General features: G+C 74.2%; 22 protein-coding genes, 2 tRNA genes and 1 pseudogene. 7 read left to right on the top strand and 18 right to left on the bottom strand.

Annotation, left to right across the window (positions count from 1 at the left end; all coding sequences use genetic code 11):
- Positions 1–57 precede the first annotated feature (57 nt).
- Complete coding sequence (locus VSR01_RS26555) at positions 58–471, top strand: Fur family transcriptional regulator (protein ID WP_326451626.1); 414 nt, start codon at positions 58–60, stop codon at positions 469–471.
- Here VSR01_RS26555 and VSR01_RS26550 read toward each other — a convergent pair.
- From VSR01_RS26550 to VSR01_RS26530, 5 genes are all read right to left on the bottom strand, one after another.
- Entirely contained in the window at positions 438–1,859 is a 1,422-nt protein-coding gene (locus VSR01_RS26550) for a HEAT repeat domain-containing protein (protein WP_326451625.1), read from the bottom strand. The genes VSR01_RS26555 and VSR01_RS26550 overlap by 34 nt on opposite strands.
- A 175-nt stretch (positions 1,860–2,034) precedes the next feature.
- Positions 2,035–2,108, bottom strand: a tRNA-Met gene (locus tag VSR01_RS26545).
- Positions 2,109–2,501: 393 nt separating this feature from the next.
- Positions 2,502–4,166 carry a tetratricopeptide repeat protein gene (locus VSR01_RS26540; RefSeq protein ID WP_442785708.1) on the bottom strand — a complete coding sequence of 555 codons (1,665 nt, stop codon included), beginning with the start codon at positions 4,164–4,166 and terminating at the stop codon, positions 2,502–2,504.
- Between the two features lie 579 nt (positions 4,167–4,745).
- Positions 4,746–4,819: transfer RNA gene (locus VSR01_RS26535), tRNA-Met, on the bottom strand.
- Between the two features lie 39 nt (positions 4,820–4,858).
- Positions 4,859–7,849: a UPF0182 family membrane protein gene (locus tag VSR01_RS26530; RefSeq protein ID WP_326451623.1), complete on the bottom strand. Its 2,991-nt coding sequence runs from the start codon at positions 7,847–7,849 to the stop codon at positions 4,859–4,861.
- A 112-nt stretch (positions 7,850–7,961) separates the two neighbouring features.
- Between VSR01_RS26530 and VSR01_RS26525 the strand changes: the two genes are divergently transcribed.
- The gene (locus tag VSR01_RS26525) at positions 7,962–8,513 is read left to right on the top strand and encodes a PPA1309 family protein (protein ID WP_326451622.1); all 552 of its coding nucleotides are present in this window, start codon (positions 7,962–7,964) and stop codon (positions 8,511–8,513) included.
- A 78-nt stretch (positions 8,514–8,591) separates the two neighbouring features.
- Here VSR01_RS26525 and VSR01_RS26520 read toward each other — a convergent pair whose 3' ends face one another.
- From VSR01_RS26520 to VSR01_RS26510, 3 genes are all read right to left on the bottom strand, one after another.
- On the bottom strand, positions 8,592–9,665 hold the full coding sequence (locus VSR01_RS26520; RefSeq protein WP_326453828.1) for a YlbL family protein: 1,074 nt from the start codon (positions 9,663–9,665) through the stop codon (positions 8,592–8,594).
- A 529-nt stretch (positions 9,666–10,194) separates the two neighbouring features.
- A complete protein-coding gene (locus tag VSR01_RS26515; protein WP_442785549.1) occupies positions 10,195–10,668 on the bottom strand; it encodes a molybdenum cofactor biosynthesis protein MoaE in 474 nt (157 codons plus the stop codon).
- 150 nt (positions 10,669–10,818) lie between these two features.
- A complete protein-coding gene (locus VSR01_RS26510; RefSeq protein ID WP_326451621.1) occupies positions 10,819–11,925 on the bottom strand; it encodes an SDR family oxidoreductase in 1,107 nt (368 codons plus the stop codon).
- A gap of 118 nt (positions 11,926–12,043) precedes the next feature.
- Here VSR01_RS26510 and VSR01_RS26505 point away from each other — a divergent pair, with 118 nt between their 5' ends.
- A complete protein-coding gene (locus VSR01_RS26505; RefSeq protein ID WP_326451620.1) occupies positions 12,044–13,642 on the top strand; it encodes a zinc-dependent metalloprotease in 1,599 nt (532 codons plus the stop codon).
- Positions 13,639–14,178 (top strand): NUDIX hydrolase, encoded by a 540-nt coding sequence (locus VSR01_RS26500; protein WP_326451619.1) that lies wholly within the window; start codon positions 13,639–13,641, stop codon positions 14,176–14,178. The genes VSR01_RS26505 and VSR01_RS26500 overlap by 4 nt, the downstream gene beginning before the upstream one ends.
- A 130-nt stretch (positions 14,179–14,308) precedes the next feature.
- Here VSR01_RS26500 and VSR01_RS26495 read toward each other — a convergent pair whose 3' ends face one another.
- From VSR01_RS26495 to VSR01_RS26480, 4 genes are all read right to left on the bottom strand, one after another.
- On the bottom strand, positions 14,309–15,070 hold the full coding sequence (locus VSR01_RS26495) for an AIM24 family protein (protein WP_326451618.1): 762 nt from the start codon (positions 15,068–15,070) through the stop codon (positions 14,309–14,311).
- A gap of 17 nt (positions 15,071–15,087) precedes the next feature.
- Positions 15,088–15,771: an AIM24 family protein gene (locus VSR01_RS26490; RefSeq protein ID WP_326451617.1), complete on the bottom strand. Its 684-nt coding sequence runs from the start codon at positions 15,769–15,771 to the stop codon at positions 15,088–15,090.
- A gap of 6 nt (positions 15,772–15,777) precedes the next feature.
- The gene (locus VSR01_RS26485) at positions 15,778–17,496 is read right to left on the bottom strand and encodes a TerD family protein (RefSeq protein ID WP_326451616.1); all 1,719 of its coding nucleotides are present in this window, start codon (positions 17,494–17,496) and stop codon (positions 15,778–15,780) included.
- A 69-nt stretch (positions 17,497–17,565) separates the two neighbouring features.
- Positions 17,566–18,135, bottom strand: a complete 570-nt coding sequence (locus VSR01_RS26480; RefSeq protein ID WP_326451615.1) for a M48 metallopeptidase family protein — start codon at positions 18,133–18,135, stop codon at positions 17,566–17,568.
- 296 nt (positions 18,136–18,431) lie between these two features.
- Between VSR01_RS26480 and VSR01_RS26475 the strand changes: the two genes are divergently transcribed.
- Together VSR01_RS26475 and VSR01_RS26470 are read left to right on the top strand one after the other, a co-directional pair.
- The gene (locus VSR01_RS26475; RefSeq protein WP_326451614.1) at positions 18,432–19,793 is read left to right on the top strand and encodes a ThiF family adenylyltransferase; all 1,362 of its coding nucleotides are present in this window, start codon (positions 18,432–18,434) and stop codon (positions 19,791–19,793) included.
- Between the two features lie 21 nt (positions 19,794–19,814).
- On the top strand, positions 19,815–21,164 hold the full coding sequence (locus tag VSR01_RS26470; RefSeq protein WP_326451613.1) for an ABC1 kinase family protein: 1,350 nt from the start codon (positions 19,815–19,817) through the stop codon (positions 21,162–21,164).
- A 10-nt stretch (positions 21,165–21,174) separates the two neighbouring features.
- Here the strand turns inward: VSR01_RS26470 and VSR01_RS26465 are convergent, their stop codons facing one another.
- From VSR01_RS26465 to VSR01_RS26445, 5 genes and pseudogenes are all read right to left on the bottom strand, one after another.
- On the bottom strand, positions 21,175–21,363 hold the full coding sequence (locus VSR01_RS26465) for a hypothetical protein (protein WP_326451612.1): 189 nt from the start codon (positions 21,361–21,363) through the stop codon (positions 21,175–21,177).
- A gap of 168 nt (positions 21,364–21,531) precedes the next feature.
- Entirely contained in the window at positions 21,532–21,861 is a 330-nt protein-coding gene (locus VSR01_RS26460; protein WP_326451611.1) for a hypothetical protein, read from the bottom strand.
- Positions 21,858–22,220 (bottom strand): WhiB family transcriptional regulator, encoded by a 363-nt coding sequence (locus VSR01_RS26455; RefSeq protein WP_326451610.1) that lies wholly within the window; start codon positions 22,218–22,220, stop codon positions 21,858–21,860. The genes VSR01_RS26460 and VSR01_RS26455 overlap by 4 nt, the downstream gene beginning before the upstream one ends.
- Before the next feature lie 153 nt (positions 22,221–22,373).
- Entirely contained in the window at positions 22,374–22,775 is a 402-nt protein-coding gene (locus tag VSR01_RS26450; protein ID WP_326451609.1) for a hypothetical protein, read from the bottom strand.
- A gap of 264 nt (positions 22,776–23,039) precedes the next feature.
- A pseudogene (locus VSR01_RS26445) lies at positions 23,040–25,201 on the bottom strand (ATP-dependent DNA helicase UvrD2); the annotation flags it as partial.
- 175 nt (positions 25,202–25,376) lie between these two features.
- On the opposite strand from VSR01_RS26445, the gene VSR01_RS26440 reads away from it, so the two are divergent.
- Entirely contained in the window at positions 25,377–25,619 is a 243-nt protein-coding gene (locus VSR01_RS26440) for a mycoredoxin (protein ID WP_326451608.1), read from the top strand.
- On the opposite strand, the gene nudC is transcribed toward VSR01_RS26440, so the two are convergent.
- Positions 25,597–26,661 carry an NAD(+) diphosphatase gene (gene nudC / locus VSR01_RS26435; protein WP_442785548.1) on the bottom strand — a complete coding sequence of 355 codons (1,065 nt, stop codon included), beginning with the start codon at positions 26,659–26,661 and terminating at the stop codon, positions 25,597–25,599. The genes VSR01_RS26440 and nudC overlap by 23 nt on opposite strands.
- Between the last annotated feature and the right edge of the window lie 56 nt (positions 26,662–26,717).

The following is a 26,717-nucleotide window of genomic DNA, read 5'->3' as shown; positions in this document are numbered from 1 at the left end:
TCCGATCAAGAACGGACGACATCAGCCCGGCCGGGGCACCACTGCTACGCTGAACGCATGAGCGACCTGCTGGAACGACTGCGCGAACGCGGCTGGCGGTTGACCGCGCAGCGGCGTGTCGTGGCGGAGGTCCTGGACGGCGAGCACGTGCACCTGACCGCCGACGAGGTGCACGCCCGTGCCATCGCGCGGCTGCCGGAGATCTCCCGCGCCACCGTCTACAACACGCTCGGCGAGATGGTCGGCATCGGCGAGGTCATCGAGGTCGCCACGGACGGCCGCGCCAAGCGGTACGACCCCAACGCGCACCGGCCGCACCAGCACCTGGTCTGCTCCTCCTGCGGCGCGATCCGCGACGTCCACCCGGACGGCGACCCGCTCGCCGCGCTGCCGGCCGCCGAGCGGTTCGGCTTCACCGTCTCCGCGGTCGAGGTCACCTACCGGGGGCTGTGCCCGGACTGCGCCCGCTGAGCGCCCGCGCCGGCCGAGGCCGCCGGTGCTCCGGCGCCGCCGGGCGCTGAGGCCCCGGACGTCCCCGAGACGTCCCCGGCCGCCGGCGCCGCGGCCCTGGCCGCCCGCTGCCGCTCCTCGATCCGCGCGGCCAGGGAGCGTACGGCCGGCTCGGTACGGGTCCGGCCGATCCACAGCGTCTCCGGCAGCACCCCGTGCGGCGCCCTGGCCAGGCCCTCGAACACCTCGCGGGCCACGCCCGGGTCCGGGTCGTTGGCCAGCGGTCCCAGCAGCGGCGGCAGGTCCTCCGCCCTGGCGATCCTGGTCAGCGCGCGGGCGGCGGCCCGGCGCACCGCGGGGCGCCCGTCGCCGAGCAGCCGGGCGAGCAGCGCGGCGTCCGCGGTCTCGCCGCACTCCCCCAGGCCGGCCACCAGCCCCGCGAGCAGCCGGGTGCGCACCCCCGCCTTGCCGGCCAGCGCCTTCTCCAGCTCCCTGCGGTACACCCCGGCCGGCGGCTCACCGCGCTGGTAGAGCTGCCAGCGGGCCTGCGCCCGCACCATCCGGGCGCGGTCGGCGAGCAGCGGCACCAGCCGCTTGGCCGGCACGTCGCCCGGCAGCGCCGCCACCGCCAGTTCCCGCACGCCCGCGCCGCCGGCGCCGAGCAGCGGTCCGGCCTGCTCCGGGTCGATCTCCAGCAGCCGCTGCGCGCACAGCCTGCGGCACACCTGGTCGCGGTCGTACAGCGCGGCGCGCAGCAGGTCGCCGCGGACGTACTCGCCCAGGTCCAGGGCGAGTTCCACGCCGAACCTGCGGGTGTCGGGGTCGGCGGCGACGGCCAGCGCGCGCACCGCGCGCCGGTGCGGCGGCTCGGCGAGCACCGCGCGGTACGCGGCCAGCGCCGCCCCGCCGCGCACCCGCCTGCCCAGGCCCAGCAGCACCGGCACGGCGGCGGCCACCTCGTCGGGGGCGGTGCGCAGCGCCAGCGCGGCGGCGGCCCGCGCGCCGACCTCCGGCACGTGGTCGGCGGTGCGCAGCGCCAGCAGCGCCGCGGCGAGCGGACCGCCGGTGCTCGCCAGACCCACGACGGCCTGCTCGCGCACCCGGCCGTCCGCGTCCAGCGAGGTCAGCAGCAGGTGCAGGGGACCCGCCGGGCCGGTCGCGGGCGCGCGGGGGCGCGCGTACCGGTCCAGGAGCAGCAGCAGGCGGGCCGGCGCGGCGGCCACCGCGTCCACGGCGGCGGCGCGGTCGTGGGTACGGCTCTGCGCGGCGCGGTCCGCGGCGCGCAGGTGGGCGAGCAGGGCGGTGACGCTCTCCGGACGGCCGTCCAGGGCGGCGGCGCACCAGCCCGCCCACCGGCCGGGATCGGCCGGACCGCGGGCCCGGCCAGGCCCCCGTGGTCTGCGCAGCATGGGTCCAGCATCTCGGCTCGGTCGGCGCGGACCAAGCGGCTTCACCGCGACTTTGCCGGATTCAACCCGAACCCAGGACAACCTCGCGGATGCGCCCGCGCTCCGCGGCGCGCCGCCACGCCCTCCCCGACGCGAAGAGGGCCCGGAAGCGTGTGCCTCCGGGCCCTCTCATCAGTAGCGGGGACAGGATTTGAACCTGCGACCTCTGGGTTATGAGCCCAGCGAGCTACCGAGCTGCTCCACCCCGCGTCGATGCCCCCACCATACGTGCTCCCGCACCTCACCACCAAATCCCCGCACCCCGCAAGGGGCGCGAGGAACGGCGCGACCAACCACCCACGAACCCGCGGCCCGCAACGAGCGACCCGGGGCAGACCCGACCCGCAAGGGGCGCGAGGAACGGCGCCACCAACCACCCACGAACCCGCGGCCCGCAACAAGCAACCCGGGGCAGACCCGACCCGCAAGGGGCGCGAGGAACGGCGCCACCAATTACCCACGAACCCGCAGACCGCAACAAGCAACCCCGGGCAGACGCACCCCGCAAGGGGCGCGAGGAACGGCGCCACCAACCACCCACGAACCCGCAGACCGCGACGGGCGAACCGGGGCAGATGCTGAACGCCCCGCAACCCGACGGCGTTACGCCGTCAGCTCGTGCGCCACCGCGTCGGTGAGCCGCGCCGCCCGCTCCGCCACCTCGGCCGGGCCGTTGGCGATGGCCCGCGCACACCACTGCTGCGCCTCGGCCAGCGCCCCGCGCCGCGCCGCGAGCAGCGCCAGCCGCAGCGCCGCCCGGCCGTGCCCCGCCTCTGCCGCACGGGTCCACCACAGCGTCGCCTCCGGCTCGCTGCCCTGCCGGGCCAGCAGCAGCCCGAGGTTGAACGCGCCGTTGCGCGACCCCGCCTCCGCCGCGAGCCGGTACCACTGCGCCGCCTCCTCGACGTCGCCGCGCCGCGCCGCGCACATGCCCAGCCGGACCTGCGCACGGCGGTGCCCCTGCCGGGCCGCCCGCTCGTACCACTCCTCCGCCTCGACCGCCGCCGCGGCGCCCGCAGCCGTACCCGGGCCCGTACCGGCCTCGTCGGCCGTACCGCCGGCGCCGACGCGGCCCTCGCCGCGCGCCGCCGCGCCCAGCAGCGTGCCGAGCCGGAACGCCGCCTCGGGGCTGCCGCCGCCGGCCGCGCACCGCAGGTGCCGCTCGGCGCCGTGCAGGTCGCCCTCGCGCTGCAGCGCTATGGCCACCTGGAGCGCCGCCTCGGCGTGCCCCGCCGCAGCCGCCCGCTCGTACCAGCCGCGCGCCGCCGCCTCCTCGCCGCGCCCCGCGTGCAGGATGCCGAGGTTGAAGGCCGCGTCGATGCTGCCCGCCTCGGCCGCCTTGGAGAACCACGGCTCCGCGCCGGCCGCGTCACCGCGCTGGAGCAGCAGCACCGCCAGCGCGTTCGCCGCCTCGCGGTGCCCGGCGTACGCGGCCTTGCGGTACCACTGCTCGGCCTGCACCGAGCGGCCCTGGCCCGCGCACAGCAGGCCGAGGTTGTACGCGCCGTTGACGTCGCCGGCCTCCATCGCGGTGCGGTACCAGCGCTCCGCGGTCTGCGTCTCGCCCTCCTGCGCGTGCAGCGCGCCCAGCGCGTTCGCCGCGTTGCCGTCGCCGGCCTGGGCGGCGCGGCGCCACCAGGTGGCGGCCTGGTCGACGTCGCCCTCGTCGCGCAGCAGGAAGGCCAGCGCGCAGGCCGCGCGCGCCTCGCCGTCCCGCGCCGCGGTCAGGTACCAGTGCTTGGCCTCCTTGGTCTCGCCGCGCTCCTCCAGGAGGGTGCCCAGGCGCAGCGCGGCGCGGCGGTGCCGGCGCGCGGCGGCCTGGCGGTACCACTGCTCGGCTTCGCGGTCCTCGCCGCGCTCCGCGCAGATCCTGGCCAGCCGGTAGGACGCCTCGCGGTGCCCGTGCTCCGCGGCGGCCCGGAACCAGCGCTCGGCGCCGACGTCCCGCCGGTGGTCCAGCAGGTCGGCCAGCGCGTACGCGCCCAGCGTGTGGCCGGACTCGGCGGCCTGGCGCAGCCAGTACTCGGCGCCGGGCTCATCGCCGCGCTCGCGGTAGTGCCGGCCCAGGGCGTGCGCGGCCGGCGCGGAGCCGGCCACCGCGGCGATCCGCCACCAGCCGGCCGCCTCGTCGGCGTACCCGCGCTGGTGCAGCAGTAGGGCAAGGTTGTTGGCGGCGGCGCGGTCGCCGTACCGCACGGCCTCGCGCAGGTACGGCTCGGCGCCGTCGAGGTCGCCGCGGCGCAGCAGCAGCGTGCCGAGCGCGCTCATCGCGGCCGGGTCGCCCTGCTCGGCGGCGCGCCGGTGCCGCGCCTCGATCTCGGCCTCCTCGCGCAGCGCGAGGGTGTCCTCGTCGGGCAGTTCGCTGAGCAGCACGGGCGCGGCGCCCTCGGCACCGGTGCTCGCGCCGGTGTCCGCCGCGGTGCGCGGGTAGGCGCCCGACGGCCTGTCACCGGCCGCCGCGTCCAGGACGGTTGCGGGAACGGCGGCCCGCGGGCCGCCGGGGGCCGCCGCGGCGCGGTCGCGGGCGTCCTGCGAGGCGCGCGGCGCGGGCAGCAGCTCCGCCACGGTCGGGGGCTTGGCCTCCCCCGCCCCGGGCGTCGCCGACCCGCTCGCGGACCCGCGCCCTTCGCGGATCTGACGAGCGTTCAGCAGTCGTGCACCATCCCCCATGAGCTCCATCGTCGCACCACCTGATACCGGCGTACACCTGGTATACCGCAACCGGCACGGTCACTTCAGCGTTTTGTCGACTTCCCGACAAGGCGTCACACCAAACGCGCTTCCGCGATCTTCCCACGAACAAGCGAAGAGGCCCGGAGTCGGTTGACTCCGGGCCTCTTCGTGCAGTAGCGGGGACAGGATTTGAACCTGCGACCTCTGGGTTATGAGCCCAGCGAGCTACCGAGCTGCTCCACCCCGCGTCGTGTGTGACAACCGTACCACGGCGCGGGTGGCCAAGATCAGCGCTTTTCCGCCGCCTCGGCGCGCCGCAGGGCGTCCATGAGGCGGCCGTGCGCGTCGGCGTACGCCTTCTCGTCGCCCTCGGCCGTCGCCGCCTTCTCGTCGCCGGCCGCCGCCATCGCGTCCGCCAGCGCCTTCTTCAGCTCGGCGGTGGGTGCCGGGGTGTCCCCGGGCGGTGCCTTGGCGCGCGTGCCGGACGTGCCCGACGTACCTGACGTGCTGGACGTACCTGACGTGCCTGACCTGATCGTGGCGCCCGGCGGGCCAGCGGCCGGCGCCCCCGTGCCGAAGACCGCGTCCAGCGCCCCGTCCAGGGTGTCCCCCATCGCCCGGGTCCCGTCGAAGTCGGCCATCACCTTGCGCAGCACCGGATAGTCGCTGTTCGCGGCGCGCACGTACACCGGCTGCACATAGAGCACCCCGCCGTCCAGCGGCACGGCCAGCAGGTTGCCGCGCAGGACCGTGGAGTCCTTGCGTTTCAGCGCGTCCAGGTCGGCGGAGAAGGCGCAGTCGGCGTTGTCCTGCGCCTGTTGCGGTCCCTCCGCCCGGGTGCCGGGCGGCAGTCGCAGGATGCGCATGGCGCCGTAGTCCTTGCTCGCGGCGTCCGCGTCCACCGCCATGTACGCCGCGAGGGTGTCGCCGCCGCTCGGCGTGAAGGTGGTGGTCAGCGAGAACGCCTGCGCGTCCTGGCCGGGCATCTTCATGCTCAGGTAGTACGGCGGCACCGCCTTGCCCGAGGCCGACGCCGGGTCGTCCGGCACCTGCCACGCCTGGTCCCCCCGGTAGAACTGCCCGGGGTCGGTGACGTGGTAGGCGGTCAGCATCTCCCGCTGCACCTTGAACAGGTCCTGCGGATAGCGCAGATGGGACAGCAGGTCCGCCGGGACCTCGCTCCTGGGCAGCACCGTGTGCGGGAACGCCCTCATCCAGGTGGTGAGCACCGGGTCCTGGGTGTCCCACTGGTAGAGCTTCACGGTGCCGTCGTAGGCGTCCACCGTCGCCTTGACGGAGTTGCGGATGTAGTTGACCTGGTCCTGCGCCGCGGAGATCCGGTGCTGCCCGTCGGTGCGCGAGTCGGCCGTGGCGCCGCCCAGGCTGGTGCGGGTGGAGTACGGGTACTGGTCGCTGGTCGTGTAGGCGTCCACGATCCACTGCACCCTGCCGTGCACCACCGCCGGATACGGGTCCCCGTCGACGGTCAGCCAGGGCGCGACCGCCTCGACGCGTCCCTCGGGGGTGCGGTTGTAGAGGATCTTCGAGCCGTGGCCGACCGCCTTGGAGGAGAAGATCCGCGGCTCGCCGAAGATCACCGCATACGCCGCCCGCGTCACCGGGTCGTCCAGGCTCACCCCGCCGCTGCCGCGGTAGGAGGTGGTGGTCTGACTGCCGCCCGCGGTGTAGTCCACCTCCTTGGTGGGGCCGCCGACGATCGCGTACTGCTTGGTCTGCTCGCCGAAGTAGATCTGCTGCCGGTACGGGCCCAGGTCGCCGCTGGTCGGCAGGTCGCCCTCGGTGTAGACGGGCGCGCCCGCCGGGGCCTTGCCGCCGGGAGCGTCGGCGCCGCCCGCGACGCCGGTGGCGCCGGAGCCGCCGGGGCCCGTCACCTCGGTGCCCTTGGCCGCGACGATGCCGTAGCCGTGGGTGTACTTCAGGTGCTCGTCGACCCAGTCCTTGTGCGGGATGCCGCTGCTGTCCAGCTCGCGCGCCCCGACCACGGTGTCCTGCTCCCGGCCGTCGACGGTGTAGCGGTCGACGTCGAGGGTGGAGGGGAAGGAGTAGTAGCCGCTGCCCTGCTGCGTCTGCTGGAAGGCCGGCGCCATCACCTCGGGGTCCAGCACCCGGATCGCGGCGGCCTTGGCGGTGTCCGCGCGCAGGGTGCGCGCGTCGGCGGAGCTGGTGCCGCTGTAGTCCGAGGCGGTGTCGCCGGTGATGCGGTACGCGGCGCGCGTCGCGTCGATGTTCTGCCGGATGTACGGCGCCTCCTTGGCCGCCTCGTGCGGCTCCACCTGGAACTTCTGCACGATCGCCGGGTACAGCCCGCCGATCAGGACCGCGGACAGCGCCATCAGGCCCAGGCCCAGCAGCGGCAGCGTCCACGAGCGCCGCCACAAGGTGGCGAAGAACAGCAGCGCGCAGATCGAGGCGATGAAGAACAGGATCGTCTTGGCCGGCAGGTACGCGTTGGCGTCCACGTAGCGCAGGCCGGTCCAGGAGCCGGTGGCGCGCAGATTGCTGGATTTCACCGCGAGCGCGTACCGGTCCAGCCAGTAGGCGAGCGCCTTCAGCGACACGAACAGGCCGAGCAGCACCGCCAGGTGCCCGGTGGCCGCGGCGGTCGCCTTGCCGCCGCCGGCCGAGGTCAGCCGCAGCCCGCCGTATAGGTAGTGCACCAGCGTCGCGGCCAGCAGGGAGAGCACCACGGCCGCGAAGCCGAAGTTCAGCAGGAAGCGGTACCACGGCAGGTCGAAGGTGTAGAACGACACGTCCTTGTGGAACTGCGGGTCCCGCTGGTGGAACGGCGTGGCGTTGGCGTACAGCAGCCACAGCCGCCAGTGCGTCGACGCCGATCCGCCGGCGATGAGCCCGACCACCGTGCAGATCCCGGCCAGCACCCAGGTCTTGTACGGCGCCACCCCCATCCGGTACCGGTCCAGGCCCTGCTGCTCGGGGGACATCGCGCTCAGCGGCGGGCGCAGCCGGTGCGCCAGGTAGATGTTCACACCGATCGCGGCCGACATCAGCAGCCCGAAGGAGGCGAACAGACCGGCCCTGGTCCACATCGTGGTGGTGAAGACCGAGGAGTAGTGCACCGAGCGGTACCACAGCAGGTCCGTCCAGAACCCGGCGAACACCATGAACGCGGCCATCACGACGGCGAGGACGCCGATCGTGACGACCAGCGTCCTCGCGCGCCGCGAGGGACGGCCGAAACCCGACCGTGGGGCCAGGCCTCCGCCGCGGTCAGGCAGCTGGAATACCAAGGTGCGCACCTCGAAATGTCATGGTTTCCGCGGGTGTCCCGGGTCGGGCTCCCACTGGTGCAACTTAACTACGCTTTGGCCGGTTCCCGATTCCGGGGCCGGAAGGGGCAGGATGTGGGTCATGTCCAACATCGCTTCCGACGGCGCGCCGCTCGCGGCGACCCCCCTCACCCGGGCCGTCCTCGAGATCGACACCTATGCGTCCGGGCAGGGCTGGGACCAGCCCGCGCGGCTGTTCGCCCTGGTCGACACCGCGCGGCTGCGCGCCAGCGAGCCGGGTCTCGCCGAGCAGCTCGGCCTCGGCGACGACACGTCCGGCGGGCTCACCCCGATCGAACAGGACGAGCTGCCCTCGGGGCAGCCGCTGGACGAGTTCCTGGCCACCATCGCCTGGCCGGATGTGATCGCCGGCTGCGCGCTCACGGTGGAGCGGCTGATGCTGCCGCCGTCGGCGGAGGCGTCGCTGCCCGAGGACCTGGACGACGCCGCGCTGGCGTCCTGGGTGGCGCGGCACCCGGAGCGCCAGGAGGTGCGGATGACGGTCGCGGTGCTGCGTGACGGCAGCCGCGAGTCGGCGGTGCGGCTGCGCGCCAAGGACACGCCGTCGGAGGTGCTGACCGGGCCCGAGCTGGTGCCGGGCCTCGCGGACGCGCTGACCGCGACCTTCGCCTGAGCGGTCGGGCGCGGTCGGCTCCCGCGCCTGAGCGGTCGCGGCGGGGTCGGCTCCCGCGCCTGAGCGGTCGGGGCGCGGTCAGCTCTTGCAGGAGGGCAGCGCCTTGTCGTTGCCCGAGCGGATGTCGGCGAGGGCCGCCATGGCGTCGTCCAGGGTCTTCACCTTCACCAGGGTGAGGCCCTTGGGGGTGTCCTTGGCGGCCTCCTCGCAGTTGTCCGCGGGGGTCAGGAAGAACTGCGCTCCCTTGTCGCGGGCGCCGATGGTCTTCAGGCTGATGCCGCCGATCGGTCCGACCGTGCCGTCGTCGTCTATGGTGCCGGTGCCCGCGACGAACTTCCCGCCGGTCAGGCTGCCGGGCGTGAGCTTGTCCACGATGCCGAGCGCGAACATCATGCCGGCGCTCGGACCGCCCACGTCGGCCAGTTTGATGTCGATGGTGAAGGGGAACGTGTGCTCGATCCCCGCCTGGATGCCGACGACCGCCCGGGACGGCCCGGAGTCGTCGGACGCGCGGGTGGTGATCGTCAGCCGCTGGACCGGCGCCGACGCCTTCTTCGCGTCGGCCGCCCTGACGATGGAGAAGACGACCTTCTGACCGGGCTTGTGCTTGGTGACCTGCTGGGCGACCTGGTCGGCCTCGGTCACCGCCGTGCCGTCCACCGCCTTGATGACGTCGCCCGCGTGCAGGGTGCCCTCGGCGGCGCCGCCCTTGACGACGGCGGCCACGATCACCCGGGACGTGACCGGGATCTTCAGTTCCTTCAGCGCCGCGACCTTGGCGCTGTCCTGGGACTGGCTGAACTCCTCGGCGTTCTCCTGGTCGGCCTGCTCGGCGGTCTGCCCCTTGGGGTACAGGGTGTCGTGCTCGACCACCTTGTCGTCGTGGCGCAGCCAGCCCATCAGGGACTCGACCAGGTTGATGTGGTAGTCCGCACCGGTGACCCGGACGGTGGTCATGTTCAGATGACCGGTCGCGGGGTACGTGGGGTGGCCGCCGATGTCGATCACCGTGTCGCCGCCGTAGGTGCCGAGGGTGTTGACGGTCGGCCCTGGTGACATCTCCGAGTACGGCGTCGGCACCAGCAGTGCCACGCACAGCAGCACTATGAGCGTCAGGGTCGAGGCGATCAGCGTCGTCGTCCGGCGTGGCATGGGTCCGACCCTAAGGGACGGGACCGGCGACCGGCCCGCGGGGGAATCCTCCCCGCCCTCGCCGCCTCCCTCGCCCTCTCCCGCGCCCTCCATGGCCACGCGGAAGCGCTCGTAGCCGGCCAGCGAGGCGCCGTCCCCGGTCAGCCGCCGCCGACCGGCCCAGCGGCCCCAGATCGCGGCGGCGACCGCAGCGATCAGCGGAATGATCAACCAGGCGAGTGCTGCCACTGCGGACTCCCGACCCCGTACCCGAAACGGACCATTGAGACGTATCAGCAGATTAACCGCTGAGTGATACAACGGTCCTACGGGGCGCGGGGTTACGCATGCGGAAATCCCACTAACGGACGGTTACGTCATCGGAGTGGGCCGCGCGGACCCGCACGCCGAGTCCCCGCCCGACCACCACCCCTCATCGAGGCGCTACGCGCCGACCCAGCCCACCCGTCGCCCGACCACCACCCCTCATCGAGGCGCTACGCGCCGACCCAGCCCACCCGTCGCCCGACCACCACCCCCCATCGAGGCGCTACGCGCCGACCCAATCCTCTGTGCCGTCCGCGAAGGTCTGGTGCTTCCAGATGGGGACCTGGTCCTTGAGGTCGTCGATCAGGCGGCGGGCCGCGGCGAAGGACTCGTCGCGGTGCGGGCAGGAGACCGCGACGACCACCGCGATGTCGCCGACCCGCAGATCGCCCACCCGGTGGACGGCGGCCAGCGCGCGCACCGGATAGTCCGCGGCGACCTTCTCCGCAACCCGGCGCAGCTGCGTGCCCGCGCTGGGGTGCGCGGAGTACGACAACCCGGTCACCGCGACGCCGGGGCGTCCGTCGTGGTCGCGTACGGCGCCGACGAAGAGAGTGGTGCCGCCCGCCGCGTCGTCACCCACCGCGGCGTGGACCTCGTCCACCGACAGGGGGGTGTCGCGGATCGCCAGCAGCCGGACCGGGCCGTCGCCGTCCCGCTCTTCGTAGATGCTCTCCATGCCGTCCATGGTGTTCATGCTGCCTCACTCTCCCGCGATGCGGAAAGCCTCTTCCGTTCGCCCTCTTCCGTTCGCCCTCTTCCGTTCGCGGCGCCGTTCCTTCGCGGCACGTCCGGGCGGCCGTCCCACGACCGGCACGACGGACGCCGGACCACCGCCCGCTCCCGCTCACAGCCCGCGCCGCGCCCTGCGCGCCCTGCGCACCGCCGCCGCGGCGCCGACCAGCGCCACCGTCGCGCCGGCCGCGCCCAGCGCCGTGGCGTCCTTGCGACCGAGCCAGCGGCAGGCCACCGAGTTGCGCCCCTCCACCTCGGCCAGCAGCTCCGCGAGCACCTCCTCGTTGGTCCACTGCGGACGCCAGCCCGCTTCGTACAGCCTGCTGCCGCTGACCACCCAGGGGTGCATCGTGTACGCCAGGTCGCCCGCGGGCGACGGGGTCAGGCCGAGCCGGTGCAGCCGGGACGCCGCGCCGAAGGCGATCGCCGGCGGCAGCTCCATCCGCCGGATGCCCGACAGCTCCTCGACCTCCTCCTGCTCCAGCCAGCCGTCGCAGCCCACCGCCATCTCGCCGTCGACCTTCTCCAGCACGGCGTACTCCAGCGCCGAGACCAGGTCCTCGACGTGGCAGAACTGCCAGCAGGGCCGGCTGCCCGCCACCACCAGCAGCCGCGGCGACTCGAAGTAGCGGGTCAGCGCGGTGTCCGTGCCGCCGACCAGGACCGCCGGGCGCAGCACCGTGACGTTGAGCCCCGGGTGGGCGCGCGGGGCGCGGCGGCCGAGCCGCTCGATCTCCAGCAGGTCGTCGACGAAGCTGGCCTCGGAGGTGGCCCGCAGCGGCGCGTCCTCGGCGAGCGGCACGTCGTTGTCCGCCTGCGCGCCGTAGACCATCGCCGAGGTGCACAGCACCACGCGGCGCACGCCGGCCGCCGCGGACGCGGTGAGCACGGTCTGGGTGCCGCGGACGTTGAACGCCGAGCGTGCCTTGGGATCGGACTCCAGGTCGAGGTCGAGCGCGAGGTGCACCACCACGTCCGCGCCGCGCAGCTTGTCGGCGATCGCCGGGTCCCGCACGTCCAGCACCCGCCAGGTCGCCCCGGGCACCTCGCCGCGCCGCTCGTCGATCGCCACGACCTTCCTGATCCGGTCGGACGAGACGAGCCTGAGCGCCAGCGCCCGGCCCACGCCGGAGGCGGCGCCGGTGATCGCGACCACCGGGCCGGCCCCGGACCGGCCGGCGCTCCGCTCTGGGCGAACGTGTGCTTCTGGGGAACTCACCGGGTGTCTCCCACGGTTGTCTCAGATACGTACGCGAGCCATCCTGCCGGACACGTGTCTAGGCTGGAGGTACAGCCCATCACACCACCCCACACCGACACAGAGCCGAGGAATTCCCGTGAGTGACATCCCATTCGGATTCGGCGTCCCTCCCGAGGAACCCGGGGACGGGGACGACGGCACCCCGTCAGGGGGCAGTGGCAAGGGCGGCGGCAGGGGCGGTGACCAGGGCGGTCAGGGGGGCCAGGGCGGTCCGCCCGGACCCTTCGGCTTCGGCGCCGGCGGCCCGTTCGGCGCGGGCGGCGACAACCCCTTCGCCGCGATGTTCGGCTCGCTGGGCCCCGGCGACCTGGGCGCGGCCTTCCAGCAGCTCGGCCAGATGCTGTCCTACGACGGCGGGCCGGTGAACTGGGACATGGCCAAGGACATCGCCCGGCAGACCGTCGCCCAGGGCACCCCGGACGGCGTGAAGGACGCGACCGTGGGCCGCGCCGACCGCTCCTGGGTCGAGGAGGCCGTGCGGCTGGCGGACCTGTGGCTGGACGGTGTCACCTCGCTGCCCTCGGGCGCGAACTCCGCGGTGGCCTGGAGCCGCGCGGAGTGGGTCGAGGCGACGCTCCCGGTGTGGAAGGACCTGGTGGACCCGGTCGCCGAGCGGGTGGCCGGCGCGATGGGCGATGTGCTGCCCGAGGAGATGCAGGCCATGACCGGCCCGCTGCTCGGCATGATGCGCTCCATGGGCGGCGCGATGTTCGGCTCGCAGATCGGACAGGCGCTGGGCACCCTGGCCGGCGAGGTGGTCGGCTCCACCGACGTCGGGCTGCCGCTCGGCCCGGCCGGCAAGGCGGCCCTGCTGCCCGCGAACGTGGCGGCGTTCGGCGACGGCCTGGGCGTGCCGCAGGAGGAGGTGCGGCTGTATCTGGCCCTGCGCGAGGCCGCGCACCAGCGGCTGTTCGCGCATGTGCCGTGGCTGCGCGCCCACCTGTTCGGCGCGGTCGAGGGCTATGCGCGCGGCATCAAGGTGGACACCGCCCGGCTGGAGGACGCGGTCGGCCAGCTGGACCCGACGCAGCCCGAGCAGCTCCAGGAGGCGCTGCAGCAGGGCATGTTCCAGCCCGAGGACACGCCGGAGCAGAAGGCGGCGCTGGCCCGGCTGGAGACGGCGCTGGCCCTGGTCGAGGGGTGGGTGGACGCGGTGGTGCACGCCGCGGCGAGCCCCCACCTGCCGTCCGCCGGTGCGCTGCGCGAGACGCTGCGCCGCCGCCGGGCGACCGGCGGCCCGGCCGAGCAGACCTTCGCCACGCTGATCGGGCTGGAGCTGCGGCCCCGGCGACTGCGGGACGCGGCGCGGCTGTGGGCCTCCCTCACCGACGCGCGCGGCGTGGAGGGGCGGGACGGCCTGTGGGGCCACCCCGACATGCTGCCGACCGCCGCGGACCTGGACGACCCGGACGGCTTCGTGCACCGCGAGAGCGTGGACTTCTCCGAGCTGGACCGCATCCTCGGGGAGGCGGCGGCCGGCGCGGGCGACGCGGCGAAGAGCGCGGCGGACGACTCGAAGGGTTCTGCGGGCGAGGCGGGCGAGGGCCCGGCGAAGGACGCCGGCGAGGCGGGTCAGGGCTCGGACTCAGGCTCCGGCTCCGGCTCGGGCTCCGGCCCTGGCTCGGGCGCCGAGGGCGACCCCGACGGCACGAGCGAGGGCGACCCCGGCAAGTGAGCACCGCGCTGCACGCGGACGCCGTCGGCGTCCTTGAGGGCTGGCGTGCGCCCGACGCCGCGCAGGAGAAGCTGCGCACCGCGTATCTGGCGCACCTGGCCGAGCATCCCGACGGCCTCTACAAGCCCTGCCGGGTCGGGCACCTGACCGGCAGCGTCCTGGTCGTGGACCCGCCGCGGCGGCGGGTCCTGCTGACCCTGCACGCCAAGCTGAAGATGTGGCTGCAGATGGGCGGCCACTGCGAGCCCGGCGACGCCTCCCTCGCGAACGCGGCGCTGCGCGAGGGCGCGGAGGAGTCCGGCATCGACGGCCTGCGGCTGATCACCCCTGAGCCGGTGCGCCTGGACCGCCACCTCACGCCCTGCGCCTGGCACCTGGACGTGCAGTACGCCGCGGCGGCGCCCGAGGGCGCGGTCGCGGCGATCAGCGACGAGTCCCTGGACCTGCGCTGGTTCGGCTACGACGAGGTCGCCGGGGTCGCGGACGCCTCGGTGGTGTCCCTGCTCGCCCGCACCCGCGTGCTGCTCGACGCGTAGGCACGTGGCGGCCGGCCGGTGACGGCGGGCCCGCGGGCCGTACGAGCACCCGCCGGACAGCACGCGCGGCGGGTGCGGGGGCTAGGGCTACGGGGGCGGCGGGTGCGGGGGCGGCGGGTGCCGACGCGCCTCAGCGGTTGGACCAGATGTTGCCCTGGTTCTGGCCGTGGCCCTGCGGGCCCAGGCCGTACTGGCCGCGCAGCCCCTGGATCGCCGCGTTCTGCGGCGGCATCAGTTCGCTGGGCTGCACCAGCACGTGCCCCTGGCCGACGAAGTTCAGCTCCCAGCCCTCGCCGGTGTTGCCGCGGCGGCGGAAGACCGAGGAGCTGGAGGTCTGCGCCTGCATCTGCACCCGCAGCCCGGTGGACCAGGCGACGACCGCGTCCGCGTCGCACGACACGTACTTGTCGGGGGTCACCGGCATCATCAGCGGCTTGCCCGAGGTCATCAGGGCGACCTTGCCGCTGCCGGAGATGTTCAGGTTGTACTGGCCGGTCCCGGACAGGCCGAACTGGCTGTCGACCGCGATGACCTCCCAGTGCAGGCCCGAGTCGAGCGCGAGGACGTAGGCGCTGTCGACGGTCAGGCCCTCGTGGTCCACGTCCAGGATGTGGATCTGCTGCGCGAGGTTGGCCAGGTAGACGGTGCCCTGGCCGGAGCAGCGCATCAGCTCCAGGCCCTCGCCGGTCTGCCGGCGGGCACGGCGCTGGTGGTGGGACTGGTACTCGCCGTCGAACTCGATCATGCCCTGGTAGGCGACCATCGACCCCTTGCGGGCCAGGCAGTCGGGTCCGGTGTTGCCGTCCAGGCGGACCCGCAGCAGATAGGAGTTCTGCAGGCTGTAGTGGTCCTGGTTCTGCACCTCGGTGAAGGCGAAGAGCGGGCTCTGCATGGTGTGTCGGTCCCCCCTCAGCCCCGGATCCGGAGCCGGTCGGTGCTGTCCTCGCTGGGCTGTACGACCACGAAGCCCTGTCCGGAGAAGGCGATCTGGAACGCCTCCCCGCTGCCGCGCCCGATCAGCGACGACGCCTTGAAACTGCGCTTGGCCTTCATCTTCAGCCCGGACGACCAGGCCACCAGCGCGTCCGGATCGACGTACGTCTCGTCCGCGCCGCTGCCGCAGTCCACCACGATCGGCGTGCCGCGGGAGGTGACGGCCACCCAGCCGACGCCCGACACCCCCACGTTGAACAGGCCCTGGCCGGCGAACTTCGCCAGTCCCTTGACCCGCTCCACCCCCCAGCTCAGGTGGGCGTCGAAGGCGAGCAGGTTGGTGCCGTTGACCGACACGGACTCGTTGTTCAGGTTCAGGCAGACCACGTCGGCCCCGTAGTCGGCGAGGTAGAGCAGGCCGTCTCCGCTGCACTTCATCAGCGGCGCGCTCTCACCGGTCAGCCACGCGGAGGCCATCTGCCGGACCGCCGGCGGGTTCGGCTCGTACTGCACGAAGCCCTCGTACGCGACCATCGAGCCGGTGCGCGCGAACAGGTCGTGGCCGGTCTGCATGGCCACCTTGAGCATCGAGGAACCGTGGTTCTCCATCCGGGCGGCGACCGGGGTGGGTGCGTAGCCCGCGATCATCTGCTGGTCCATGGCGGGTCACACCTCGTAGGGCTGGACGACGATGAAGTTGCCGGGCGCGCCGCGGAACTGGAGGTTCACGGTCTCGCCGCTGTGGCCGGGGTAGGCGCTCCTGCGCAGCCGCACCTGGCTGGAGACGATCACCTGGGCGGCGGCCGACCACGCGACGATCGCGTTGCTGTCGGCGTAGGTGGTGGGGGTGACGGGCAGCACCACCGGGGTGCCGTGGGTCTTGACGATCACAGTGCCGGTGCCCTGGAACTGCATGGTGAACAGGGCGCCGCCGGGGATGCCGTGGCCCTCGATCCTGCGCACCTCGTACTGCAGTCCCTCGTCGAAGGCCAGGACGTTCTCCGCGGAGACGCACAGGGCGTCGCCCTGCAGCTCGACCGGGTGCAGGTAGGAGGCGTTCTCGGCGAAGAACACCTGGCCGCCGCCGGTGCAGCGCATGAGCTGCATCTCCTGGCCGGTCATGTTGCCGACGATCCGGCCGGTGAAGCCGGCGCCCTTGTAGCCGAAGTCGACCTTGCCCTGGTAGAGCACCATGCTGCCCTGGCGGGCGAGCACCGGCTGGCCGCCGCCCTGGCCGAGGTCGGCGCGCATCATCTTGGGGTTCTGCTGCGTCCAGCGCTGGCCGGTGGGCAGCTCCCGGTACTTCTGCATGGCCGCCGCCATGCCGGCGCCGGCGGTGGGCGGCGCGGCGGGCTGCGCGTAGCCGGGCTGCGCGCCGAAACCCGGGGGCTGCGCGTATCCGGGCGGGGTGGGCGGGCCGGGCGGCTGCGCGTATCCGGGCGGGGCAGCGCCGGGCTGCGGGCTGCCGAAGGGCGGCTGCTGGTAGCCGGCGGGCGCGGGGCCCGGCTGGCCGGGGAAGGCGGGGGCGCCGGGCGGGCCCGGCGCGGGAGCGGGCGGCGGGGTCTGCGCCGGCGCGAGCGGCGCGATCATCGTGGGCGCCTGGTGGATGCCGGGGTCGCCGGCGCCGGGCGGCGGCGTGAAGCCGGGCTGGTGGGCCACGGGCTGCGGCGCGGGCGGCTGCGGCGCGGCGGGCTGCGCGGGCACGGGGGCCGGGCCGCCGGGCGGGGGCGCGAAACCGGGGGCCGGGGCCGGCGCGGGAGCCTGGGCCTGAGCGGGCGGCGGGCCCGGCGGGGGTGCGAAACCGGGCGCCGCCTGCGCGGACTGCTGCGGCGCGGGCGCCTCGGGCGCGGGCTCCTCCTCGGCGACCTCGCCGCCGAAGTTCCGCAGCAGGGCGGCCAGTCCGCCGTCGAAGCCCTGGCCGACCGCGGCGAACCGCCACACGTCCTTGAGGTAGATGTCGGCGAGCATCACCGCGCGCTCGGTGCTGAACTCCGCGCCGGTGAAGGCGTACCGCGCGACCTCCTCGCCGCCGGCGACGATCCTGATGTAGCCGGGCGCGACCTGCGACATCTGGCCGTCGCCGTCGATGGTCGCGGTGAAGGCCAGCTTCTGCACGGCCGCCGGGATGCGGTCGAGGGTGACGCGGAACGACTCGGTGTCGCCGGCCTGCGGGCCGAGGAGCTGGATGGACTCCTCGGGCGACTTCGGCTGGTTGAAGAAGACGAAGTAGCGGTCGTCGGAGAGCTGTTCCCGCGCGTCCAGGCCGAAGCAGCTGATGTCGAAGGTCAGCCCGGGCGCGGAGATCTGGACTCCGACGTAGAGATCCGTGCCGGCCGTCAGATCGCTGATCTTGGCCTTGTGGCCACGTTGGAATTCCCTGGCCATGGTGCGACCGTCCCCCTCGCCCTGTTGCTCCGTACGTTGCGCCAGGCTAACCGTTCGAACCGACAGCGGCTATTCCTCGCCGGAACCCGCGCCGTTGGGCAGCCGTCCGACGGCGACCACGCCTTCGAGGAAGCCGCGGGCGCGCTCGGTGCGCGGATAGCTCTCCAGCAGTTTCCAGAACCGCGGGCCGTGGCCGGGGACGAGCAGGTGGGCGAGTTCGTGCAGCAGTACGTAGTCGATGACGTACTCGGGCATGCCCTGCAACCGGTGGGACAGGCGGATGCTGCCCTCCGCGGGGGTGCACGAGCCCCAGCGCGAGTTCTGGTTGGTGACCCACCGCACGGTGTCGGGCCGGGCCCGGCCGTTGAGATACTGCGCGGACAGGCGTTCCGCGCGCGCCGCGAGCTCGTCGTCGCCGGGCATCCGGCGGCTCTCCTGCGCGGCGAGCTTGTCGAGCATCGTGGTCACCCAGCGCTGCTCCTCGGCCGTGGACATCCGGGCCGGAATGAGCACCACGGTCCGGTCGCCCTCACGGTAGGCGGAGACCGTACGGCGCCTGCGGGCGCTTCTGCGCACCTCGACCGCGCCGCCGCGGGCGGGCGGCTGACCGGCGAGATCGCGCACTGGGTCGGCGGACACGCCTCGACGTTACCTGCTGGCCGCGGGGGAAGTCCCGTCTCCGGGCCGGTTGGCCCGCGAATCACCTCAGATCGTGCGCATATTGAACGACTATTCCCCACAACCTGTGGATAACTTCGCGGCGGCAGGCCCGCGGGAGGGCATGCTGAGTGCGTCGATGACGGAGCGTGATCGGCCGACCGCGGCGCGGGACCGGCTGGTCGGGCCCCGCGCCGGGCGGGCCCCGGACGCTCGGGCCCGCGGCGTCGACGGGTGACGAGCGACGGCAATGACGGAGAGACAAAGGGGTGAGGGCGATGCGCCCGATGCTGAAGCCCGCGCTGCGGCGCGGCTGGCGAGACGCGGAGAGCGTGCAGTTCGGCGTCGACCGAAGGCACGCGGTGGTGCTGGGGCCGGTGGACGGCGCGGCGGCCGGCTTCCTCGACCTGCTGGACGGCACACGGGGGATGGACGCCCTGGTCGCGGACGCCGCGGCGCTGGGGCTCGGGCCCGAGCGGGTGCGGCGGCTGCTCGGCGAGCTGGCGGAGGGCGGGGTGCTGGACGACGCCTCGGCGCACGCGGCGCTGTCCGCCTCGGTGCGCCACCGGTCGGCGCTGCTCGACCGGCTCCGCCCCGACCTGGCGGCCCTGTCCCTGGTCCACCCGGCGCCGGGCGCGGGCCCTGCCCGGATACGGCATCGCGGGGCGTCGCGGGTGCGGGTGCTCGGAGCCGGGCGGGTCGGCGCGGCGCTGGCCGCGGTGCTGTCGGCGGCGGGCGTCGGCGCGGTCGACCTGGTGGACGGCGGACGGGTCGAGCCGTGGGACACCGGGCCGTGCGGCATCCCGGCCGACCACGCGGGCGAGCGGCGGGACGCCGCGGGCCGCGGCGCGGTCCGCCGCGCGGCGGGCGCGGCCCCCGTCCGTCCGCCCGGCGCACGGCCGCCGGGGACGCATCCGCCGGGTTCGGCGGTCGAGCGCACCCGCGCCCGCGCCGCCCGCGCCGGCGCGGGCCCGGGCCGCGGCGGGTCCGTGACGCGCCCGGGCGTGGACGCGGACGCGGGCGCGGCTCCCGGCGGCGAGGCGCCGGGCGTGGACGTGCTGGCGGTGGTGGCGCCGCGGGACGGGCTGTACGCGTTCGCGCCGGACGAGGAGCAGGCGCGCGAGCTGGTCGGTGCGGGGGTGCCGCATCTGTACGCGGGGGTGCTGGAGGACACCGGCCTGGTCGGCCCGCTGGTGCTGCCCGGGCGCACCGGGTGCGGGGAGTGCCTGGGGCTGCTGCTGGCCGACCGGGACCCGGCGTGGCCACGGCTGCTGGCGCAGTTGCGGTCCGGTCGGCGGCAGGCCGTCCCGGCCTGCGACGTCGCGCTGGCCACCGCGGTCGCGGGGACCGCGGCCGGCCATGTGCTGGCGCATCTGGACGGGCGGCTGCCGCCGAGCACCGGGGCGCGGCTGGAGCTGCCGTCGGCCGGCCCGGCGCCGCGGGTGCTGGCGGTGCCGGGCCACCCGGGCTGCGGCTGCGGGGCCGCGGCTCTCGGCGGCCGCCCGCCGCGTGGCCGTGGCGGGCGCGAAATCGCTGATCAGGACGAGCGGGACAAAGCGTCGCCGCCGCGCGGAACTGACCGGGTCTTGGCCGCAGCACCCACGGCCGCCTCGTCGCAGGGAGGCACAATGGCCATGTGACCGACCGGAAATGAGGAGCGCATGTCTGATCTTCCGCGCAAGGCGGTGACCCGTACCGCGAAGCTCGCGGCGCTCCCGCTGGGTTTCGCCGGACGGGCCACCCTGGGGCTCGGCAAGCGGCTCGGCGGTCGCCCCGCCGACGAGGTCGCCACCGAGTTGCAGGAGCGCACCGCGGAGCAGCTCTTCAAGGTGCTCGGGGAGCTGAAGGGCGGCGCGATGAAGTTCGGGCAGGCCCTGTCGGTGTTCGAGTCGGCGTTGCCGGAGGACGTCGCCGGCCCGTACCGCGCGGCGCTGACCAAGCTCCAGGAGGCGGCTCCGCCGATGCCCGCCCGCACGGTGCACCGGGTGCTGGCGCAGCGGCTGGGCCGGGACTGGCGGTCGCTGTTCGCGCAGTTCGAGGACGCGCCGGCCGCGGCGGCCTCGATCGGGCAGGTGCACCGCGCAGTGTGGAGCGACGGGCGGAAGGTCGCGGTGAAGGTCCAGTATCCGGGGGCGGGTGACGCGCTGCTGTCGGACCTGGGCCAACTGGGCCGGGTGGCCAGACTGTTCGGGCCGCTCATCCCGGGGATGGACGTCAAGCCGCTGCTGGCGGAGCTGCGCGCGCGGGTCGCCGAGGAGCTGGACTACGGCCTGGAGGCCGAGGCCCAGCACACGCACGCGGTGGAGTTCGCCGGGGACCCGGACGTGGAGGTGCCGGACGTCGTCCACCAGGCCGACCAGGTGCTGATCACCGAGTGGATGGACGGGGTGCCGCTGTCGGAGGTGATCGCCTCGGGCAGCCAGGAGATGCGGGACCGGGCGGGGCAGCTGCTGGCGCATTTCCTGTTCGCCGGGCCGGCCCGCACCGGGCTGCTGCACGCCGACCCGCACCCGGGCAACTTCCGGCTGCTCACCGACGACGGCCCGGCCGCCGGCTGGCGGCTGGGCGTGCTGGACTTCGGCACGGTGGACCGGCTGCCGGAGGGCCTGCCGCTGCCGATCGGCACCGCGCTGCGACTGGCGCTGGCCGGCGAGGCCGAGCAGGTGTACGCGATGCTGCGCACCGAGGGGTTCGTCAAGCCGACGATCACCCTGGACGCCGACGCGGTGCTGGACTACCTGCGGCCGATCATCGAGCCGGCCGGCCGGGAGGACTTCCTCTTCGAGCGCGCCTGGATGCGGGCGCAGGCGGCCAGGATCGCCGACCCCCGCTCGCCCGCCCACCAGCTGGGCAAGCAGCTCAACCTGCCGCCGTCGTACCTGCTGATCCACCGGGTGACGCTGAGCACCGTCGGGGTGCTGTGCCAGCTGGGCGCGACCGTGCGGCTGCGCGACGAGCTGCTGGAATGGCTGCCCGGGTTCGCGGCGGAGGGCGAGGAGGAGTCGGCGTGAGCCGGGGCGGTCACCACCAGGCGGAGTCCAGCCGCCCTTCGATGCTGCGCAGATGCCGCCGGGCGCACTCCTCGCAGAAATAGACGCGCCGGCCGTTCTCCACCGAGCAGATCCAGGTCAGCGGCAGACCCTCGTGCGTGGCGCCGCAGCGGCCGCACGTCGTGCTTCGACCCGTGGTCTGAGAGGTCTTGTGATCCACCGGGCGACGATACCTCCGTGGTGGCCGGGATCGCCGCCGGAACGCACCGCGGGACCGGTCGGTGTCGACCGGTCCCGCGGGGGTTGAGGCGGATGGTTCCTGCTGGTGGTGCGGGTGCACCGGCACCGGCCGGCGCGGCCTTCCGGGTCCCGGACCCGGCCGGCGGGATTACTGCATCACGGCCATGGCGAGCGCGCGGCGGGCGCGCAGCGAGGCTCGCTCGGCACGGCGCTGGAGTCGGCGCGCCGCGATCAGGCGGGCCGACCTGCGTTCGTGCTCGGCCTCGCGCAGGCGATCCTGCATTTGGGCACGGGCCAGGGCTTCTGGCATGAGTTGCATTTCGAGGTTCCTGTTCTGGTGCGACGCGATGGCGTCGGAGGCGCGGGCGGGCAGTTCGGTGAGGGAGGGCGTCATCGGGGCCTGATTCTTGGGGTCGTGCGTCCGGGGACCGTCGATGGTTCCGGGCGCGGTGCGGTAGGTGCTCTGCCGGGTGTTCATGCCGCGACGGCGTTCTTGCGCGGGCGGCCGCGCGGCCGCTTGCGGGGAACGACCACGCCCTGGATGAACAGCTCGCCGCCCCAGACACCCCAGGGCTCGCGGCGGTCCTTGGCGCCGGCCAGGCAGGCCTCGCGCACCGGACAGGTCTGGCAGAGGGACTTGGCGTACTCGACGTCGGCCGGGGACTCCGCGAAGAAGACCTCGGGGTCGTAGGTCCGGCACGGGACGGGCACGCCGAGTCGCTCGATCTCGTCGTCGAGCTCGGTGAGGGGCAGCAAGGTGGTCTCCGAAGGGGGCGTTGCGGGCGGGTGGCCGAGTTCGGGCTTGGGTCCGGACGTTGCGTGCGAGGCGGTGTGCACGGTGGGTTCGTTCCTCGTCTGTCGTTCGGCCGGTCTGGTGGTCCGGCCGGATCTCGGTGGTTCAGGTCTGGTGTTCAGGTCCGGGGAAAACAGAAGGGCCGCGGTTCCCGGTCTGGGATTCCGCGGCCCTGAAGGCACCGACCTGATCGTTCGTCAGGCTGGATCACTCCAGGGTTCGAGCCCGCGGAAGGCCCACTTGCCGTGCTGCTGCGTCTTCTTCTGCTGTCCGTTGCCATTGGCGATGCCACTGCCTTCGGCGGTACCGTCGGCGTGCGCGCTGGTGGCGCCGGCGCCGTTGGCCGCCGCCGCAAAGGCATAGGCCGACGCCTGCGCCTTCGCCGCCGCTACCGCGGGCGCCCCGGTCGGTCGCTCGCTGCGCTCACGCGCCGGCAGGACCGGCAGCAGAGCGGCGGAGACGGACAGACCGGTGCCACGCACAGCGGCGTCCCGCATGTCGAGGTTCCGCATGAGGACGTCCACCATCGAGACGTCGAGCGAGCAGGCGGCGGCGACCGGGCGATCGGTCATCGTGATGGTGGTCATCTGGCTGATCATCGGGGCTCGCCTCCTCTCGGCGTCTCGTAAGGACAGTGGAACGTACTCGCTTATTACATCACGGCGGGGCGGGCTCTTGGAAGGGCCGTTCCCAACCGCGCTCGTGAAGGCTATGGGGCTGTCGGCGACTCGCGCAAACTATTTTTCATCTTCTTCTTCAGGAGATTGTTCGCGCAGGTCAGAGGCATCGTCGAGGTCGAAGGCGGGGGCCTCGGCGGTGGCGTCTTCGGCGGCGGCCGCGTCCGGACCGGGGTCCTCCGCGGCGTCCGAGGAATCCGGAATCCCGGGTTCCTTACCGGCGCACAGCGCCAGCACGTCCGCGCCGTACTTCTCCAGCTTCCGCGCGCCCACTCCGGGAATGCGCGCCAACTCCCCCTCGTCGGACGGACGCACCTCCGCGATCGCCATCAGCGTGCGGTCGGTGAACACCACGTACGCCGGGTGGCCGACCGCCTTGGCCTGCGTCATCCGCCAGCCGCGCAGCCGCTCGTACAGCGCCTCGTCCAGGTCCGAGGGGCAGTCCTCGCAGCGCATCAGCTTGATCTCGCCCGCGTCGGACAGGGTGCGCCCGCACACCCGGCACTGCACCGGGCCGCGGCGCCGCCGACCGCCCGGTCCGCGCTCCACGCCGCCCGCGCCGCCGGCCCCCGGGCGCCGCGCGGCGCCGAGCCGGGCCGCAGCCCGTCCAGGAAGCGGGACGGCCGCCGCCCGCCCCGGCCGCCGGGCGAACGCGACAGCGCCCAGGACAGGCTCAGGTGGAAGCGGGCCCGGGTCACCCCCACGTACAGCAGCCGGCGCTCCTCCTCGATCTGCTCGTCGGTCTTGGCGTAGGTGATCGGCAGGGTCCCCTCGGTCAGCCCGACCAGGAACACCGCGTCCCACTCCAGGCCCTTGGCGGCGTGCAGCGAGGCCAGCGTGACGCCCTCGACGGTCGGAGCGTGCTGGGCGTTCGCCCGCTCGTCCAGCTCGGCGACGAAATCGGCCAGCGTGGCGCCCTGCCGGGCCGCCGCGAAGTCCTCCGACAGCCGCACCAGCGCGGCCAGCGACTCCCACCGGTCGCGCACCGCGCCCGAGCCGGCCGGCGGCTCCGAGGCCCAGCCGCGCGAGCTGAGCACCGCGCGGACCTGGTCGGGGATGCTCGCCGCGGCCTGGTCCGGATCGGCTGCGGCCCGCGCCGCGCCGCGCAGCAGCAGACCCGCCTCGCGCACCTCGGGCCGCTCGAAGAACCGCTCGGCGCCGCGCAGCTGGTAGGGCACGCCCGCGTCGGCGAGCGCCTGCTCGTAGACCTCCGACTGGGCGTTGATGCGGTAGAGCACGGCGATCTCGCTGGGCCGCACCCCGGCCTGCGTCAGCTCCTTGATCCGGCGGGCGACGCCCTCGGCCTCGGCGGGCTCGTCGGCGTACTCCGCGTAGGAGGGATCGGGGCCGGGCTCGCGCTGCGAGACGAGCTCCAGCCGGTGGGCGGCGGCCTGGCCGCGGGCCTGGGCCAGCAGGCCGTTGGCCAGGCCGACCACCTGGGGGGTGGAGCGGTAGTCGCGCACCAGCTTGACGACGGTGGCCTGCGGGTGGCGGGCGCGGAAGCCGAGCAGGAAGTCGGGGGTGGCGCCGGTGAAGGAGTAGATGGTCTGCGAGGCGTCGCCGACCACGCACAGGTCCTCCCGGTCGCCCAGCCACAGGTCGAGCAACCGCTGCTGGAGCGGGCTGACGTCCTGGTACTCGTCGACGACGAAGTGCTGGTACTGCGAGCGGACGGTGTCCGCCACGTCTGGCCGGTCCTGGAGCACGCCGACGGTCAGCAGCAGCACGTCCTCGAAGTCGATCATGCCGCGGTCGCGCTTGAGCTGTTCGTACGTGCTGTAGACGCGGGCCACCTCGGCCGGGTCGCGGGGCACGTCGCGGCCGGTCTTGGCGGCTGCCGCGGCGTACTCCTCGGGGACGGTCTGGGTGACCTTGCACCACTCGATCTCACCGGTGAGGTCCCGCAGCTCGTTGCGATCCAGGCGGATCCTGCAGCGCGCGCCGGCCTCGGCGACCAGCTGGATCTTGCGCTCCAGCAGGCGCGGCATCTCGCCGCCGATCGCGCGCGGCCAGAAGTACTGGAGCTGGCGCAGCGCCGCGGAGTGGAAGGTCCGCGCCTGCACGCCGCCGGCGCCGAGCTGGCGGAGCCGGCCGCGCATCTCCCCCGCCGCACGCGCGGTGAACGTCACCGCGAGCACGCTCGCGGGCTGCAGGATCCCGGCGCGCACGCCGTACGCGATCCGGTGGGTGATCGCGCGGGTCTTGCCGGTGCCGGCGCCCGCCAGCACGCACACCGGGCCGCGCAGCGCCGTGGCGACGGCGCGCTGCTCGGGGTCCAGTCCGTCCAGCACGGCGTCCGCGGATTCGGGCACCGCGGGGAAGAGCGAGTCGTGGAGTGTCGCAGTCACCCCGCCACTGTGCCACTTCCCGCCGACGGGCCGGACGGGTTGTCCACAGGCCACCCCGCCGGCGCGGAGTTTTCCACAGGCCGCTCACTCCGCCCGCACGGAATGTCCCGGCGGCCCGGTACGTTCTGGACAGCGAACTTCGACGCCACATTCCCCGGACGAGGAGCGAACAGCGATGTCGGCCAAGATGACCATCTACAGCACGTCCTGGTGCAGCTACTGCCGTCGGCTGAAGTCCCAGCTCGACCGCGAGGGCATCGCGTACGACGAGGTCAACATCGAGCAGGACCCCGAGTCCGCGAAGTTCGTCGAGAGCGCCAACGGCGGCAACCAGACGGTCCCCACCGTCCTGTTCACCGACGGCTCCACCCTCACCAACCCCTCCGTCGCCCAGGTCAAGCAGAAGCTCGCCGCCTGACCCGGTTCGGACCGGTCCCCCGCCCCGCCCGCACCCGGCCGGCGCTCCTCGCGGCGCGCCGGCCGGGTGCGCGATCCGCTGGATCAGCGGGGGACGCCGGGGCGGGGCGGGGGGCGCCGTACCAGAGCTCGATGAGGCGGGCGGCGATGGAGATGCCGAAGGGCGGCAGGACCTCGCCGGAGGCGAAGGCCGCGCGCAGGTCGTCGCGGGAGAACCAGCGGGCCTCGTGGATCTCCTCCCCGTCCACGGTGATCCGCGGGTCGGTGGCCCGGGCGGTGAAGCCCAGCATCAGGCTGGACGGGAAGGGCCACGGCTGGCTGGCCACATAGGCGACGTCGCCGACGGTGACGCCGACCTCCTCGGCGACCTCGCGGCGCACCGCCGCCTCGACGGACTCGCCCGGCTCCACGAAGCCGGCCAGCGTGGAGAAGCGGCCCTCGGGCCAGTGCACCTGACGGCCCAGCAGCGCCCGGTCCTGGTCGTCGGTGACCAGCATGATCACCGCGGGGTCGGTGCGCGGGTAGTGCTCGGCGCCGCAGGCCGGGCAGCGCCGGATGTGGCCCGCGGCGGCGATGACGGTGCGCTCACCGCAGCGGGAGCAGAAGCGGTGCATGCGCTGCCAGTTCTCCAGCGCCACGGCGTGCACCATCAGCCCGGCCTCCAGCGGCGACAGCAGCCCGCCGACCTCGCGCAGCCCGGCCGGGCGCGCGGCGTCGTCCATCCGCCCGGGCAGCGAGTCCTTCTGGAGCGCGAAATAGCGCACGCCGTCCGGGTCGATGCCCAGGAAGTAGCGGTGGGTCTCGGTCTCGGGCGCGTCGAAGGCCGGGGTCATCACCAGCTCGGTGCCGCCGTCGGGGGTGTCCTCGACCAGCACCTGGCCGCCGGAGACCACGAACACCCGTGTGCTCGGGTGGCTCCAGGCCGCCGCGAGCCACGCCTCGTCCAGGCGGTGGCCGGCGGCGCGGTCCACACCCTCGTGGGTCAGGGCCACGGGCCGCGCTGCCAGGTCGAGTCCGGTGGTGGTCGCGTCGGGTCCGGTCAAGGTGGTGTCCTACTTCCCCGTCGATCGTTGCCAGGGTACGGCGCGCCGGCGGGCGG

It is taken from the genome of Actinacidiphila sp. DG2A-62, from assembly GCF_035825295.1.
GTDB lineage: Bacteria > Actinomycetota > Actinomycetes > Streptomycetales > Streptomycetaceae > Actinacidiphila.
The sequence above is the reverse complement of the archived record's forward strand: the minus strand, read 5'-3'. Positions and strand labels throughout refer to the sequence as shown.